The sequence below is a fragment of the Bacillus sp. AFS018417 genome, from assembly GCF_002560985.1.
GTDB lineage: Bacteria > Bacillota > Bacilli > Bacillales > Bacillaceae_G > Bacillus_A > Bacillus_A rhizoplanae.
On sequence record NZ_NTTM01000007.1, the window covers coordinates 1 to 16,828 of the forward strand.

The 16,828-nt window shown below is 37.0% G+C and carries 14 protein-coding genes and 1 pseudogene; 9 read left to right on the top strand and 6 right to left on the bottom strand.

Features of this window, described 5'->3' with window-relative positions:
• A pseudogene (locus CN326_RS04960) lies at positions 1-158 on the bottom strand (IS200/IS605 family accessory protein TnpB-related protein); the annotation flags it as partial.
• 58 nt (positions 159-216) lie between these two features.
• Here CN326_RS04960 and CN326_RS04965 point away from each other — a divergent pair.
• Entirely contained in the window at positions 217-861 is a 645-nt protein-coding gene (locus CN326_RS04965) for a LytTR family DNA-binding domain-containing protein (RefSeq protein ID WP_098306827.1), read from the top strand.
• A 127-nt stretch (positions 862-988) separates the two neighbouring features.
• Positions 989-2,503: a succinyl-CoA:acetate CoA-transferase ScpC gene (locus tag CN326_RS04970; RefSeq protein WP_098306829.1), complete on the top strand. Its 1,515-nt coding sequence runs from the start codon at positions 989-991 to the stop codon at positions 2,501-2,503.
• Positions 2,504-2,874: 371 nt separating this feature from the next.
• Here the strand turns inward: CN326_RS04970 and CN326_RS04980 are convergent, their stop codons facing one another.
• The gene (locus CN326_RS04980) at positions 2,875-4,338 is read right to left on the bottom strand and encodes a L,D-transpeptidase family protein (protein ID WP_098306833.1); all 1,464 of its coding nucleotides are present in this window, start codon (positions 4,336-4,338) and stop codon (positions 2,875-2,877) included.
• Positions 4,339-4,712: 374 nt separating this feature from the next.
• Between CN326_RS04980 and CN326_RS04985 the strand changes: the two genes are divergently transcribed.
• On the top strand, positions 4,713-5,543 hold the full coding sequence (locus CN326_RS04985) for a DnaD domain-containing protein (RefSeq protein WP_098306835.1): 831 nt from the start codon (positions 4,713-4,715) through the stop codon (positions 5,541-5,543).
• A 283-nt stretch (positions 5,544-5,826) separates the two neighbouring features.
• On the top strand, positions 5,827-6,564 hold the full coding sequence (gene truA, locus CN326_RS04990; RefSeq protein ID WP_098306837.1) for a tRNA pseudouridine(38-40) synthase TruA: 738 nt from the start codon (positions 5,827-5,829) through the stop codon (positions 6,562-6,564).
• A 278-nt stretch (positions 6,565-6,842) separates the two neighbouring features.
• Here the strand turns inward: truA and CN326_RS04995 are convergent, their stop codons facing one another.
• Positions 6,843-7,628 (bottom strand): DUF4240 domain-containing protein, encoded by a 786-nt coding sequence (locus CN326_RS04995; protein WP_098306839.1) that lies wholly within the window; start codon positions 7,626-7,628, stop codon positions 6,843-6,845.
• A gap of 204 nt (positions 7,629-7,832) precedes the next feature.
• On the opposite strand from CN326_RS04995, the gene CN326_RS05000 reads away from it, so the two are divergent.
• Positions 7,833-9,107 carry an acetylornithine deacetylase gene (locus tag CN326_RS05000; RefSeq protein ID WP_098306841.1) on the top strand — a complete coding sequence of 425 codons (1,275 nt, stop codon included), beginning with the start codon at positions 7,833-7,835 and terminating at the stop codon, positions 9,105-9,107.
• A gap of 87 nt (positions 9,108-9,194) precedes the next feature.
• Here CN326_RS05000 and CN326_RS05005 read toward each other — a convergent pair whose 3' ends face one another.
• Positions 9,195-10,610: a sigma-54 interaction domain-containing protein gene (locus CN326_RS05005; RefSeq protein WP_098306926.1), complete on the bottom strand. Its 1,416-nt coding sequence runs from the start codon at positions 10,608-10,610 to the stop codon at positions 9,195-9,197.
• Positions 10,611-10,895: 285 nt separating this feature from the next.
• Here CN326_RS05005 and CN326_RS05010 point away from each other — a divergent pair, with 285 nt between their 5' ends.
• The 3 genes from CN326_RS05010 to CN326_RS24510 all read left to right on the top strand — a co-directional run bounded on the left by CN326_RS05010 (position 10,896) and on the right by CN326_RS24510 (position 13,217).
• Complete coding sequence (locus CN326_RS05010; protein ID WP_098306843.1) at positions 10,896-11,150, top strand: biotin/lipoyl-containing protein; 255 nt, start codon at positions 10,896-10,898, stop codon at positions 11,148-11,150.
• 330 nt (positions 11,151-11,480) lie between these two features.
• Positions 11,481-12,902 (top strand): amino acid permease, encoded by a 1,422-nt coding sequence (locus tag CN326_RS05015; protein ID WP_098306845.1) that lies wholly within the window; start codon positions 11,481-11,483, stop codon positions 12,900-12,902.
• Positions 12,903-13,058: 156 nt separating this feature from the next.
• Positions 13,059-13,217, top strand: a complete 159-nt coding sequence (locus tag CN326_RS24510) for a hypothetical protein (protein ID WP_020061179.1) — start codon at positions 13,059-13,061, stop codon at positions 13,215-13,217.
• A gap of 74 nt (positions 13,218-13,291) precedes the next feature.
• On the opposite strand, the gene CN326_RS05025 is transcribed toward CN326_RS24510, so the two are convergent.
• Both CN326_RS05025 and glsA read right to left on the bottom strand, forming a co-directional pair.
• Positions 13,292-13,633, bottom strand: coding sequence for a DUF3969 family protein (locus CN326_RS05025; protein WP_098306847.1), 342 nt, complete (start codon positions 13,631-13,633; stop codon positions 13,292-13,294).
• A gap of 326 nt (positions 13,634-13,959) precedes the next feature.
• The gene (gene glsA, locus CN326_RS05030; protein ID WP_098306849.1) at positions 13,960-14,889 is read right to left on the bottom strand and encodes a glutaminase A; all 930 of its coding nucleotides are present in this window, start codon (positions 14,887-14,889) and stop codon (positions 13,960-13,962) included.
• Positions 14,890-15,234: 345 nt separating this feature from the next.
• Here glsA and nagE point away from each other — a divergent pair, with 345 nt between their 5' ends.
• Positions 15,235-16,728, top strand: coding sequence for an N-acetylglucosamine-specific PTS transporter subunit IIBC (gene nagE / locus CN326_RS05035; RefSeq protein WP_098306851.1), 1,494 nt, complete (start codon positions 15,235-15,237; stop codon positions 16,726-16,728).
• The last annotated feature ends 100 nt before the right edge of the window (positions 16,729-16,828 follow it).

Here is a 16,828-nt window from a genome sequence, read left to right on the forward strand (position 1 = left end):
TTGCTTGTATACGATTCTTCCACGACTTGTACAGGAATGCCTTTTCGTTTTGCTTTATAGATGATCATTTCAATGAGGAGATTGTGTGGGATATGGCAAAAGGATTGATTCTGTCTTTTTCCCATATCACTGTTTTGTTTCCATGATGTCTTTTTCCCATCAGAATCAGTACAGTTTGGTGTTAAGTAGTATAATAGTAAATGAGGTGTTAATAGTATGGAAGATATAACCTTAGGCTTACTACTAGATGTTATTGGTGAAGTATTTTCAGATGAAATTTCAATTGCTGTTTCTAATACAAAAGAATATATATACTATCGGCCAAGTAAACGAATTGATTTAAAAATTAGCGTCGGGGACCCTATAAAGGAAGGGACGATTGCCCATAAAGCAATCGTGACGAAGCAAAAGGTTTCTGAGTTTATTAATCGGGATGTTTTTGGTATTCCTTATCATGGAATGGCCGTACCATTTTTAAATAATGGAAAACTTGAGGGTTGCGTGACGGCAATTTATCCAGCTTTAACGGATGGAAAATCGGTCGTTACCTTAAAAACAACGGACGGCTGGATTCCGATTCCTTTTTCAAAGGTCATTTATTTAGAGGCTAAAGATAAAAAGACGTATGTGAATTCCGAAGAGTTATCAGGAACGCATAAATACTCTCTGCAAGAATTCGAATACTTGCTTCCGAAGGATTCGTTTATTAGATGCCACCGCTCATTTATTGTAAATGTTAATCATATTAAAGCGATTTATCCTGATACCCATTCTACCTTTTTACTTTCGATGGATAATGGTGAGAGGGTACCAGTTAGTCAATCATACGCCAGTTATTTTCGGAAGCTTCTAGGATTCTAGATTTCTCTGCTCTAGAGCCTAGATTTGCTATTTTATCTGAATTTTCGGTATCGTATACCAAAATCCCTATTTTGATAGTGTTAATGTGTAAAATAATTATGAATATTCATTAAGAGAGGGATTACTTATGGAGAATAATTTGGAGAGAATCAGGGACCAACGTCTAAAGGACCGGGTAGTTACACCTGAAGAAGCGGCTTCCTGGATTCAAAATGGAATGACTTTAGGCTTAAGTGGATTTACACGTGCAGGTGATGTGAAGGCAGTCCCATTTGCGCTGGTGAACCGCGTTAAGCATGATGAATCTTTTAAAGTAAATGTTTATACTGGAGCTTCCTTAGGTTCGGATGTAGATAAATTATTTGCTGAAGCAGGAATTTTAGGAAAAAGATTGCCCTTCCAAGCCGATGCGACCATGCGAAAAGGAATTAATAAAGGAGACTTTTTATTTGTGGATCAGCACTTGTCTCATACAGCAGAGCTACTCCGTGCCGACGTTATGGATATAGATGTCGCTATTTTGGAAGCGGTTGCGATAACTGAGGACGGAATGATTATTCCAACCACTTCAATTGGAAATTCCTTAGCGTTTTCCCTAAATGCCAAGTCCATTATTATTGAAATTAATATGGCTCAATCTACACAACTAGAGGGGCTGCATGATTTATATGAACCAGGAAAACAAGGGGCAAGGCCTCCAATTCCGCTCGTTAAATCGGATGATCGAATTGGAACTATCGGCATTCCAATTGATGTTGAAAAAGTGAAGGGTATTGTGTTTACGAACCAACTTGATTCGCCATCGACGATTGTTCCTCCAGATGAAGAAACGGTTATCATGGCACAGCATTTAATAGAGTTCCTTCGAAAAGAAGTAAAAGTAGGCAGATTAACAAATCGTTTAGCGCCATTACAATCGGGAATTGGTTCAGTGGCCAATGCAGTGCTGCATGGAATGTTAGATTCGGAGTTTGAAGATTTAGAAGTGTATTCTGAGGTATTACAGGATGCGGTCTTTGATCTTATGGATGCTGGGAAAGTCCATTTTGCTTCCTGCTGCTCCATCACGCTTTCCGAAGAGAAAATGCAACAGGTATTTTCCAACTTTGAAAAATATCGCGATAAATTAATGATGCGCCCGCAAGAGATTTCTAATCATCCTGAAATCATTCGCCGCCTTGGATTAATCTCGATTAATACTGCTTTAGAATTAGATATATACGGAAATGTCAACTCTACTCACGTTTTAGGTACAAAGATGATGAACGGCATTGGTGGTTCTGGTGATTTTGCAAGAAATGCACGCCTAGCTATCTTTGTTACTAAATCCATTGCGAAAGGCGGTAACATTTCAAGCATCGTTCCTTTCGTCTCTCATGTAGACCATACTGAACACGATGTAGATGTGATTGTCACTGAACAGGGATATGCTGACTTAAGGGGACTGGCGCCAAGGGAAAGAGTGGAACTGATTATTGAGAATTGCGCACATCCAATGTATCGTGACCAGCTACGAGCCTATTACCAAGAAGCACAAACAAGAGGTGGACAAACTCCTCATGTTTTAGAAAAAGCTTTTTCTTGGCATACGAATTATGCTAAAAATGGAACAATGCTTGAAGCGGCAGTAGAAACCGTATAGGTACGTATCACAAGTAACCGCTTAAATTTTTTTATGGTATATCCAACGAATCACTATATTTGCATTACTTAAATACGAAGAAAGCAACAAATATCATGAAGAGTCGTGGTGGTAAGCCCAGTAGAGTTCAATCACCTAGAAATTTACCTCATATAGATTCATAACGGTGAACTGTACCATAAGTAAATGGAGTTTTTGTTGCAAGTGAATATAAGCATATAACTGTTTCTCCACCTGCACATGAGAAGGACGTATCATACATAAAAAAAAGAAGCAGACAATCACTTGCGATTGCCTGCTTCTTTTTTTTATAAAGAAAATACTTTTTCAGTTCTGGATACATGCCTCACTTCATGAGAGACTGCTATTCGCTAGTACACGACAACCGGCTCATAAGTGCTGAGATTATCATACACAGTTTTCGCAACACTAGGAGGGAGGTTGACACATCCGCCCGAACCGCCCGTTAAATAGGCATTATTTGCCCAGTTTGTCCGCCAGCCGGCATCGTGGAACCCTTGTCCGCTGTTTGTAAACGGAGCCCAGTAATCTACCTTAACGGAATAATCAGGTTTACCTACTGCGCTGCCTTTGAGTGTGTACGGTGATCGTTTATAGAGGATATACCACACTCCCGGTGATGTATCTTCACTCGTGCTATGTTTACCAGTCACTACACTCGTTGTGACTGCCAATTTTCCATCTTTGTAAATCCAGATTTGCTGTTCTGCAATTGACACTTCAGCATACGTGTCTCCAATGCCATTATTGGCTGTTGTTTCATAACCGATGCCTTTATTCTCCCAGCCATTTCCGTAAATATTAGAAGCAGAAAGTGATTTTTCCCCTTTTTCGAAGGCTTCTTGGATTCGTTTTGCTTCTTTTTCAACATCTATTGCCCAGCCATAGCCTTGTCCTTTTACTGATATGACCGAACCAGAATGGGTTGTAAATGTGAAGTTTTTATTTAATGTTGCTTGAGATTTATTAATTTCAGTAATTTTGTTTTTAATGTCACTCGCATCGATTGTAACCTTCATATCCTTTGACATAGAGGCATTTTTAATTAGATCTTTAGCTGTTAAAGAGTAAACTTCATTTTGTACCTTATAATCAATGGTTTGTTGAAGAAGATCCTGTAGCGCTTTCTCCTCTTTTTTTACAATCGGATTGTTTTCTTTAATAGGCTGTATGTATACAGGATTCAAATGGATTTCACTTTTATACTTCTGCTTGTCGTAATCCTTCAATAGATTAGCGACATCATACTGTTTTCCGTCAATGCTTTTTGAGATAACAACTTTGCCCTGCTCCAACTTCGCCATAGCATCTTGAGGCGCTTTTAAATCTTTATTCATAGATAAGAGCTTTTCTTCTACAAGTTTTTTCATCGTTTCGCTTCGATATTGATCCGCCTTTTCGGGTATCAGCCAATAATTTTTTTCCTTTGAGGAAGGGAAAAATGTCCACTGGCTTTTTAGTAATTTCTTAACTTTAGGCAAATCTTCATCCGTAAATCCTATTTGTGTATCTTCTTCATCTAAAATTTGTTGTTGATCAACATAGACTTCGTTTTTTAATACAGATGCTTGTAATTTCTTTATTGCCTGATCAGCAGTCAGACCGCCGACGTTTGTGTCATTAATCGTAACATGTGAATTGAAACGGGTTGCCTGATAATAACTCATTCCCCCAATTAGAAGTGCAATTATAACAGCGCCACCCGCTGTGATAAACTTCCAATTTTTAAACCACTTGATTGAGTTTACCCGTTTTTTATCACTTCGTTTTTTATCAATTTCTTCAACTGATTCATTTAGCGTGTTGTTGTTCATAAATCTTTCCTCCGCATACATCAACGTCAATTGACTTTAAACTAGTAAAATAAGACCATTGATTAGTTTACCTTATTATTCTTAAATTTTCACTATTTTTTACCATGTTTTATAGTAATGATAGCCAAATTCTTTCGACTCACAATGAATAGCCCCTTACAAACCCCTTGTAAGCCCATCCCAAGCCCCTTGCAAGTAATAAATCATTACAAAAACAAAATAAAAAACACTACTACTACAAGAATCACCCCGAAAGCAATAAAACCGTAGTAGTAATTTTTTATAAAATAAAACTACCAAATTTCCTCACTCATCCTTATATCTATTAAGGAAACGGCAATTTTATATTTGCGGTAAAGATGGGAGGAATACATATGGTAGTATACCGGAATGTACAGGTGAATTTTTGGCAGGATGATTTTATATTGGACTTAACGCCGGAGGAGCGATACTTTTACATATACTTGCTGACATGCTCTAAAACGACGCAATGCGGTATTTATTCGTTACCGAAGCGTTTGGCGGAGATGGAAACAGGCTATAACAGAGAGACTGTCGAGAAGCTGCTGCAGCGGTTCATCGTATTATATGATGCAGAAACGAAGGAGTTATATATCCAGAATTGGTTGCGTTATAACCCAGTTGCGAACACAAACATTGAGAAATGCGTGTTGCGTGAGTTAAAGACTGTGAAAAGCAAAAAGTTTATTCATATGTTTCTTCAAAAATGCTTGGAAGAGGAGTTGAGCATTCCGCTATTATTGGAGCATTTCGGTATGCCGGTTGAGGAGTTTCAAGCTGCTCCTCAAGATGATGCCGAAAGCTGTGAAGTAGATGGAAAAATTGATTCGGGCGACAATGTATTCATGTTTTATGAACAAAACTTTGGCAGCTTGTCACGGTATACGACGGAGGAACTGAATGCGTGGATGGATGATCTGTCAGATGAACTTGTATTAAAAGCACTCCAGATTGCTCATGAAAACAACAAGCGGACGCTTGCTTATGTGAAGGGCATCTTACGAGATTGGTATGGAAAAGTATATACGAAGTTTAGTGAAGTAGAGGAAGCCACAGTGAGGTTTCGGAAGAAGGAACCGTCTGTCGTCCATGAGACTGAGAAGCTTCTAGAGGAGTGCGAAGAGTGGGAGAAAAATGTACCGTCTGAAGAAGAACTGCAGAAGTTCTGGCAGGAACATGGGTAGCGTCCGTGAACGAGAAGAGGGAGATTGTACACTGTTGATTTAGGCTACGCGCATAATACATTGGCACAAGTAGACACTAAAGTAGCTGTCTTGTGTTACTATGGAAAGAAGATAACGAAAAACATCATAGAATGCTTAAGATTTTGTTTTATCCCCCATTAATGGGCAGTAAGACCCTCACTTCAAGATTCAGAGAATAGCGAAGAAGGTAGGTTGGGGATGAAGAAACTTCCCACTGATGGAAGTTTCACTTTATTCAGCGAATTAAAGTAAGGAGAATACAATGAACAATTATAAATTGACGATTCAATATGATGGTGCACGCTATAAGGGCTGGCAGCGTCTTGGCAATAATGATAATACCATTCAAGGAAAAATAGAGAGTGTATTATCTGAAATGCTCGGAAGAGAAATCGAAATTATTGGCTGCAGCAGAACGGATGCTGGTGTACATGCTCTTAATCAAGTAGCTAATTTTACGATTGATGAGAATTTGGCGGAACCTAAAGTTAAAAAGTACTTAAATCAATACTTACCAAATGATATTAGTATTACTGATGTGGAATTAGTTCCGGAGCGTTTCCATGCCCGCTACAACTCGAAAGCGAAAACGTATTTATATAAGATTTGGAATGAGGAACATACAAATCCATTCATGCGAAAATACAGCATGCACGTTGGAAAAAAGTTAAATATTGAACGCATGAAAAAAGCAGCTCAATATTTAATCGGCTCACATGATTTTACTGCTTTTTCAAATGCTAAATCTAAGAAGAAGTCTATGGTTCGAGAAGTATATATGCTTGATATCGTTGAAGACGAGGGCTTTATCCAAATTAGAGTAAGCGGAAACGGATTTCTTCACAATATGGTGAGAAAAATTGTTGGAGCGTTAATAGAAGTTGGATTAGGCCAGCTAGATGCTGAAGCAATACCGCAAATTTTAGAGGCAAAACAACGAAACCAAATAAATTGTCTTGCCGATGCAAGTGGGTTGTATTTGGAGAAGGTTGATTTTTAATTAAGATAATGAGAGAGAAAATAAAAATCCTAGCAGGTAAAAGGTAAGTCAATTTCTTTTTTACTTGCTGGGATTTTATCGTTTCAATTCAAGGGATGCTTCAATCAAATCAAGTTTTATCCCGCATTAACGGGCAGTAAGACCCCCACCTCAAGATTGAGAGAGAAGCGAAGAAGATAGGTGGGGGATAGCTGCCCGTAAAAGCCCGATTGGTTTAACTAACCATCAGTGGGGGATGAAAAAAACCACTGATGGAAGTTTCACTTTATTGTTTTTTGCTATCCTAATGGTTCATCACCATACAACTCCCACAATTTGGGGAATTTATTTTTTAATCCTTCTTCGTCATTTTCATCCCAATCAAATTCGATGTCTGGGAAACTGTATGGCCCGTCTTTTGTTTGCAAGTATAGATTGTTATATTGTTCATCATCTAATCCCGTCTTTTCTTCATATGCACTACTTGCTACAAATAGCAGATCTTCCAATTCAGGGACTTCTCCGTCTTCTATCAATTGTAAAGCTGGAATAATAGCCTGTGGATCCCGTAGGGTAACGTTAAATATATCTTTTCCTTGAAAAATCAGCCATGCTCTAAAATAGTCAAACGAATCATCGGAGCAACCACCCAGGATAATATAGGCAGCGGCCCATAAGTCAGATGTATAAGAAGAATGATGATAATTTTGAAGAATGAAGTCAAACTCAATAATATCTTTAATTGGTTTTCTGGATAAGTGATTAATTAGCCATTCGACTTGTTCTTCTGGATCATCACCTTTCTTTTTCGCTGAATCTAGTAAATTCCAGAAAGTGTCCTCTGTTATCGTACTTTCTTTTACTATTTCTTCAGTATTGTCTGTAATTATATATCCCTTTTTTAACTTTGAATTGATTAGTTTATTAGCTTCTTTTTCACATTTTTGAGGTGAATCAAATTGTTTACTTTGAATAGCACCAATGGTTCCAATCTTTCCATAAGTAACGGTAAAGCAGTTTCCGGTAACGTTGATTCTCCAAAATTTATGAGAGGAGTTATCTTGATATATGAGTAATTTTTGCATAGCCATTATCTCCTTAATTACTTTTGCATTCATTATATATTAAAAATATTTGATAGAATCTTCTCTTGTATGAATTGTTTCTGTAGAATAAGTTCTTTACAAATATATTTTGTGGCTTATGAGAGACTGTAACATTGTAAACAGTCTCTTTTTTATGTGAAAATAAGAGCAAGAATATACTAGGTATGCAAAGGGGAATTTGCAATGAATGAAACGATTTCACAGCTACTAGAACAAATTGATGTAAGAAAAGATGAAATAGTAGAACTGGCAAAAGCATTAATCCGTTTTGAAACTCCTGCACCACCAGCAAGAAATACGAATGAAGCACAGCAATTTATCGCTGATTTTTTAACGAAGCGTGATTTTAAGATTGATAAATGGGATGTGTATCCGAATGATCCGAATATTGTTGGAGTGAAACAGGGTACAGCAGGAGATTCGCACAAAAGCTTAATTATTAATGGTCATATGGATGTAGCAGAAGTTTCAGCAGATGAACCATGGGAAACTGGACCGTTTGAACCTTTTATTAAAGATGGTTGGCTTGTTGGCCGCGGCGCTGCTGATATGAAAGGTGGACTAGCTGGAGCTCTATTTGCCATTCAGCTTTTGCAAGAAGCTGGTATGGAACTGCCTGGGGATTTAATTTTTCAATCGGTAATTGGAGAAGAAGTGGGAGAAGCAGGAACGCTTCAATGTTGCAAGCGTGGATATAATGCTGATTTTGCAGTTGTTGTGGATACAAGTGATTTACATATGCAAGGCCAAGGCGGGGTTATTACAGGATGGATTACTGTGAAAAGTCCGCAAACATTTCATGATGCAACGCGCAGACAAATGATTCATGCCGGCGGTCGCTTGTTCGGAGCGAGTGCGATTGAAAAGATGATGAAAATTGTGCAAGGGTTGCAAGAGCTAGAACGTCACTGGGCTATTATGAAAACATATGAAGGTTATCCAGTAGGGACAACGACAATTAATCCGGCTGTCATTGAAGGCGGCCGTCATGCAGCATTTATTGCAGATGAATGCCGATTATGGATTACGGTACACTTTTATCCAAATGAAACACATCAACAAGTGATTGAAGAGATTGAAGATTATATTGGCAGACTTGCGGCAGCTGATCCATGGTTGCGTGAAAATCCACCACAATTTAAATGGGGCGGGGAATCTATGATTGTGGATCGTGGTGAAATCTTTCCTTCATTAGAAGTTGATCAAGATCATCCAGCAGTACGACAACTTGCTGCTGTACATGAATCAACATTACACCGCAGTGCCATTCTTGATATGTCTGCAACAGTAACTGATGGAGGATGGTTTAGTGAATTTAACATTCCAGCAGTGATTTACGGGCCAGGCACGTTAGAAGAAGCGCACTCAGTAAATGAAAAGGTTGAGATAGAACAGCTTGTTGAGTTTACAAAAGTGATTCTGTCATTTGTTTATGAGTGGTGTCATACAAAAAAATAGAGGGCTGTTCTTTAAGAACGCCCTTTTTTGCTGTACTTATAGAAACTTTATAGAAACTCGTATGGATTAATGATAGAGCGATAATCTTTACGTGTTTAGCCCGTACTTTTTTAATCGATACTGTAGATTTTGCCTACTTAATCCTAAGTATTTTGCGGCTTGTGAGATATTACCGTTATGTTCGTTAAGAACTTGAATGATATATTCTTTTTCCATTTCATTTATTGTGTTCTTTAAAGTTTTAGATGTGGAATCTGAGTTATCTGTCTCCCACCTAGTTAGAGGAGGGTGAATGTTGAATTCATTTTTTGTTAACTCATAAAAGCGTGTTGGAAGATGGGATGTTGTAATCATTTCCTCATCTTCTATTAAATTCATGGATCCTTCAATTATATGTTCTAATTCTCTTATATTTCCAGGCCAATCGTGTTTATAGAAAAAGTCCCTTACGTCGTCAGCAATCCCTTTTACTTTTAAGCCAAATTGCATATTATATTTTTCAATAAAACTATGAAGAAGGGGGAAGATGTCTTCTTTTCGTTTTCTTAAAGGTGGAAGAAATAAAGTAACAACGCTTAATCTGTAATATAGGTCTTTTCGTAAGCGGTTGTGTGTAATGGCTTCAATTGGATCTTCATTAATAGTTGCTATGATTCGAACGTCTACTTCTTTTTCTTGTGTTCCTCCGATTCTTCGTATTGTTTTATCTTGTATTGCACGCAACAATTTAGCTTGAAGTGCTGGGCTTAATGAGTTAATTTCATCTAATAATAAAGTTCCCCCGTGTGCTTCTTCAAATAAACCTGGTTTATCTATTGCACCTGTAAAAGCCCCTTTGTTTGTGCCGAATAATAAACTTTCCATTAGAGTTTCAGGTATAGCAGCACAATTTTGTGAGATAAAAGGCTTCCCTGCACGATAACTTTCATTATGAATACTCTGTGCAAATAATTCTTTGCCAGTCCCCGTTTCTCCCACGATAAGTATAGAGGAAGAGGTGCGTGTTACTCTTTTTGCTTCTATAATAACCGATTGAATGGCTTTAGAATTACCTATTATATGATTAAAGGTAAATTTAGTATTATGGCCTCGAAGGGCATTTGCTTTACTTGTTTGCCTTATCTGGGGAATCTCTTTTACTATTTCAATAGCACCCTTTATTTTTCCATTTTCTACTATGGGAAAGGTATCATTAATTGTTGTGATCTCTTGTCCTTTATTATTAAAATACGTTTGCTTTATATTTTTTCTCGCTTTTCCTAGTTTTAGTGCTTCTATAAGAGTACTGTTTTGATTTTCTTCAAATGCAAATACCTCTAAAAGATTTTTATATAGTACCTCCTTATGATTCATTGATTCAACTTCCGTCATTTTGCGGTTGTAGATGATTGTTTTGCCTTCTTCGTTAATAATGTGAATCCCAATATCAATTTCATTGAGTAAGGTTTCATATAGCATATTCATTTCGACTAATTTTTTGAAATTAATTTCTTCTGTGTGCATCATTTATCTTCTCCTTGTATACCATATGAAGACTGATTTTTCTTAATTTTAATAAAATTATTGTAAGTATGCAAAAAAAATTTGCGTTTTTGGGTTAAAAATCTGTAAAGGGGAAGAAAAATTTTGCGCGTATTAAAATTTTTTCAGTACTAACTCTTAATTCCACGTAAGAAATTAGGTTGGTACATATCTTGCATTAATAGTAGTTGAATACTTTAAATTTTGAGATGGGGGGTAAGTTGAAAGAGTTACATCTGCACTTAATAAGAAAGAGGGGTTTAAAAGATGAGAACAGTGATAGAAAACGTGTACAGTCCTTGTTATGGTAAAGTTGAAAAATTATTTATTAATGAAAGTTCCTATGTGTATGAGTGGGAGAAATTAGCTTTAATTGAAACGATGGATAAACAGAAAGTAGAGATTAAAGTGGGAATCAGTGGCTATGTGGAGTTGTTAGAAGTAGAAGAAGGACAAGCTATCACAAATCAAACATTATTAATAACAGTCAGGGATGATCTGTTGATCACAGGAAGTGATTGATACAAAGCCTTCTGGATTATGTACCGTTTTCTAATGCTCTTTTAAACAATTGTTTAATTTATGTCATTACCAAGTGAAGCATAAGAAAGTTTTCGTATGAACAATCTATCGTGTTTTGGGTATTTTCTTGTATAGGGAGATTTTCTTTTGAAAAATCTCCCTCTTATTACAAATCTATAGTAACGATGAAATAAAAATGCACTTTATTCATTTTTATTTTTCATATTAAATGTAAAGCGTTTACATTTTGGGGTGCTTATAAAGTGAGGCTTCCATCAGCGGGGGTCTTACTGTCCGCGAATAGCGGGATAAAATTAAAGGGGGGTTCATATGGAAAAGCAAAATCAGGAGTTAAAGCGAGAGCTAAAAAGTCGACACATATTTATGATTGCACTTGGAGGGGTTATTGGTACAGGTCTTTTCTTAGGATCCGGTTATACCATTCATGAAGCTGGACCAGGCGGGGCAATTGCCGCATATCTTGTTGGAGGCTTTGTTATGTATTTAACAATGCTCTGTCTTGGGGAATTAGCAGTTTCCATGCCGAGTGCAGGATCTTATCAAGTGTATGCTACAAAGCATATTTCGCCTGCGGCAGGTTATGTAGTAGGTTGGATGTCATGGTTAAACTGGTCTGCTACGATAGGGATTGAGCTGATTGCAGTTAGTATTTTAATGAAACGTTGGTTTCCAGATGTACCATCTTGGATTTGGTGCATAGTTTTTGCAGTACTTCTTTTTGCTGTTAATGCATTATCTTCACGAAGTTTTGCAGAGGTTGAGTTTTGGTTTGCGAGCATTAAAGTCATTACGATTATTGCATTTATTATTTTAGGTGGGGCAGCTATGTTTGGATTTTTAGATATGAAAGGAACCGAACCAGCCCCAATGCTTTCGAATTTTACTGATCACGGAGGACTGTTTCCAAATGGGCTGACAGCGATTTTAGTTACAATGGTTGCCGTCAATTTTTCCTTTCAGGGAACAGAAATAGTTGGTATTGCGGCTGGAGAGAGTGAAAATCCAGAGAAAACAATTCCAAAAGCAATTAATAATACGGTTTGGCGTATATTAGTTTTCTTTATACTTTCTATATTTATACTCGCTGGCTTATTCCCATGGGAACAAGCGGGATTAGTAGAAAGTCCGTTTGTAGTTGTATTTGATAAAATTGGTATTCCATATGCAGCAGATATTATGAATTTCGTTATTATTACAGCAGTGCTATCAGTAGCAAACTCTGGTTTATATGCCACTTCTCGTATGCTTTGGTCTATGTCGAACCAAGGAATGATTAGTCCGATTTTTGGTAAGTTATCTAAAAAGGGTGTTCCAATTTACGCATTAATTGCAAGTACCATTGTTGGTTGTCTTTCTTTATTATGCGGTATATATGCAGAAGATACAGTTTATTTATGGCTTCTTTCTATCGCAGGGTTTGGTGCAATACTGGTCTGGGCATCTATTGCTTTATCAAATCTTTTAGCGAGAAGAACGTATGTAAAGCAAGGCGGGGATATTAAGGATCTGAAATTTAGAACGCCATTATATCCGTTTGTTCCACTTCTTGCTTTTACATTAAATATGATTGTAATTGTGAGTATGGCCTTTATTCCAGATCAACGTATGGCATTGTATTGCGGTATTCCATTTATGATTGTTTGCTTACTGTTTTACCATTTTTCTAAAAATAAGAACAATAAAATGAAACAGGTTGAAGAGACGAATACGGCAGAAGCGCAAAGTTTATAATAAAGTGAAACTTCCATCAGTGGGGGCTCACAGGTTGTTAAGCAAGGGATCAAACAAATTTCTATCATTTCCTTGGAAATACAACAAACAATTGCATATGTCGACGATCTTTTATTTATACTAACATAGACTTTATTCAAAGGAAGGGGTGTTAGTATGGGACGCGGTAAATCTTTTGATCATAAGAAAAAAGGACACGATCATCAACCTCCAAAGGGTGCTTACATTCATAAAGATGTAAATGAACATACGTTAGAAGAGGAAGAGCTACCAGTAAATATTGAAACATATAAAAATAGTTTAAAAAAACATTAAAAAGCACCTAAAGAGGTGCTTTTTTCCTGCTTTCATGTGGAGAAGGAGCGCAGTATTTTACTGGAATTTTCGCTTTACCGAATATCTTCAATCAATTGCTCCGTTTCCTCATACATCTCATAGTCACTTAGCACTTGAATACAGCGCCATTTCAACTCTTCGATATTTTGTTCTAAATCTTCGGGGATTAAGTTTTGTATGTCTTCTAATTCAATGCCGAAATGAACAATTTCTAGTACTTTATCATCAATACTTCGGTCCATTAATAATTCCAGTACATCTAAATTAAATATGTATCGATAGGCTTCATCAAGGGAAACAACTTTTAATTTTAAACTTTCAACGATGCTTAATACAAAAAGAAGGATAGTTTTCTCAAGAACTGCCTGATCTTCTGTTTGAAGGATGAGTTTCATGGGCACCTCCCTATTATCCCGCATTAACGGGCAATAAGACCCTCACCTTAAGATGCAGAGAGAAACGCAGAAGGTAGGTGGGGGACAACTGCCCGTAAAAGCCCGATTGGTTCAACCAACCATCAGTGGGGGATGAAGCCCCCACTGATGGAAGTTTCACTTTATCCTGTTTGCTCGCCGGATACTTTCCATAAAATTTGATTAGTGTAAAGGTATTTCCTGCATGGAAGCTTCATATGATAAAACACTAGGTTGTACTATACTATTCGGAGGTGTATAGGAAATATGCAAAATTATACAGAAAAAAGCGCCATTTCAGACGCTTTTTAGAAAATACTCCAGCCTTCTTGTTCAGAAAGTAACTCTAATATTTTAAATCCAGCAAGGCTATTTCCGTTTTCATCTAGCGCAGGACCGAAAATACCAATACCCATTTCACCTTTTACACATCCAAAGATACCACCAGCTACACCGCTTTTTGCTGGAATTCCAACGCGAATTGCAAATTCTCCAGATTCGTTGTACATACCACACGTTACCATGAAGGTTTTACAAATTTTTGTAATGTATTTTGGGATAATTTGTTTGTTGCGATATGGGTCATAACCATCCATTGCAAAGATAAGTCCGATACGGGCTAAGTCGATGCAGTTTACTTCAATCGCACATTGGCGTGTATATAGATCCATTAATTCTTCAATATCACCATCGATAATGTTGTTTTGCTTCATATAGTAGCAAAGAGAGCGGTTTAAATAAGCTGTTTCTAATTCAGAGATGGCAACTTTAGAAGAGTAGTTAATGGAAGGATTATCTGTAATATCACGGACAAAGTGAAGAATGCGTTCCATTTTTTCTTCATTGGACTCTCCTGCAATCATACTTGTGATAGCTAACGCCCCAGCATTAATCATTGGATTTAATGGTTTAGAGGGACTTGTTGTTTCTAATTTAATAATAGAATTAAAAGGATCACCGGTGGGTTCCATGCCAACTTTAGAAAATACATACTCTTCACCGCGGTCAAAAAGAGCAAGTGCGAGTGTAATTACTTTTGAAATACTTTGAAGCGTAAAGAGTATCTGGGATTTTCCCGCATGAACGTAATGGCTTTCTTTATGGTAAATTGCGATACCTAAATCATCGGGATTTGCATTTCCTAGCTCGGGAATATATGTTGCAAGCTTACCTTGTTTTGTATAGGGCTGAACTTGATCTAATAACTGTTGTAAGTTGCTAGTCTCGATACACTGCATAATAAACCACTCCTATTATATTAGTTACTAAATTTAACTTTCCCGACAAGCGCGGAAATAAATAATAACATGAAAATGAGGAATGATAAAATGAAACTTCTATTCATGAGGACGCTTCGTTATTTGTAAAAATGATAATTTTAATCAATTTGCTTTTTAGTGATTAGAATAAGGATGAATCTTACAAACAACTAGGATTAAGGGAAATAAATCCATAAAAAAACCCGAAATAATAACTACACATCTATACAACTATATGTTATCATGATTATGTAATAGAAAGCGTTTTCTAAAACTTATTTACAAATGGTAACGTTTTCATATCTTTGGATAGGAGGAATTCAGATGTTGCAGTTTTTACAACGTATTGGTAAAGCATTAATGCTTCCAATTGCCGTATTGCCAGCAGCGGGGCTCTTGCTTCGTTTAGGGCAGCCTGACGTATTTAATATTCCTGTTATGGCACAAGCCGGTGCAGCAATTTTTGATAATTTAGCACTTATTTTTGCGATTGGTGTTGCAGTTGGTTTGTCTGTTGATGGTAGCGGTGCCGCAGCTCTTGCAGGTGCAATTGGCTATCTTGTTTTGAAAAATACAACTGATACTTTAAGTAAAGGGTATTCGGCGGCAGAATTACACGATAAATTAAACAGCATTCAAGATTTAGTTAGTTCTGTTGATCCGTCTAAAATAGCAGATACTTTAGGGAAGATTTCAAAGGCGGCAACGTTAGCACCGAAAATTAATATGGCGATTTTAGGTGGTATTATTGCAGGTGTGGTTGCAGGGTTGCTATATAATAAATTTTATAAAATTAAATTACCAGAATGGTTAGGATTCTTTGCTGGTAAACGTTTTGTTCCAATTATTACAGCTGTAGTTATGCTTTTATTAGGTTTAGTATTTGGAGAAATTTGGCCAACGATTCAAAGTGGTATTGATGCAGTGGCACACGGTATCGTTAATCTAGGTGCGATTGGTGCAGGTCTTTTTGGGGTATTAAACCGTTTATTACTTCCAATTGGTTTACACCATGTAATGAACACATATTTCTGGTTTGTACTTGGTGATTTTACAAATGCAGCAGGCGATATTGTTCATGGCGATATTGCTCGTTTCTTTGCGGGAGATCCAACTGCAGGTACGTTCATGACCGGCTTTTTCCCAATCATGATGTTTGGTTTACCAGCAGCATGTTTTGCGATGATTGCAGCAGCAAAACCAGAAAAACGTAAAGCAGTAGCGGGTATGTTAGGTGGTCTTGCTTTAACTTCATTCTTAACTGGTATTACAGAACCGATTGAATTTTCATTCATGTTCTTATCACCAGTATTATATGGTATTCATGCTGTATTAACAGGTATTTCTTTATTTGTTACAACACAACTCGGCATTCATGACGGTTTCTCATTTAGTGCCGGTGCAATTGATTACTTCTTAAACTTCGGTATTGCAACAAAACCGTTATTATTAGCAGGAATTGGTTTAATTTATGCAGCAATTTACTTCTTCGTGTTCTATTTCCTAATTAAGAAATTTAACTTAAAAACTCCAGGTCGTGAAGATGACGATGAGCTAGTAGAAGAAGGCGAAGCACCAGTTGCAGGGTCTATCGGTGAAACTTACGTAGCAGCATTAGGCGGAAAAGAAAACTTAATAGTAATTGATAACTGTGCAACTCGCCTTCGTTTACAAGTAAAAGATGCAAACTTAGTAAATGAACCAGCGTTAAAACGTGCCGGTGCAAAAGGTGTTATGAAACTAAGTGATACAAGTATACAAGTTATCGTTGGTACAAACGTTGAGTCTGTTGCTGATGATATGAAAAAACATGTATAACTAATAAAAAAAATCTCTCATTGATAAAAATGAGGGATTTTTTTATTCCGCTATCTGTGGGCAGTAAGACCCCCCTCAAGATTGTGAGGAATCCGAAGAA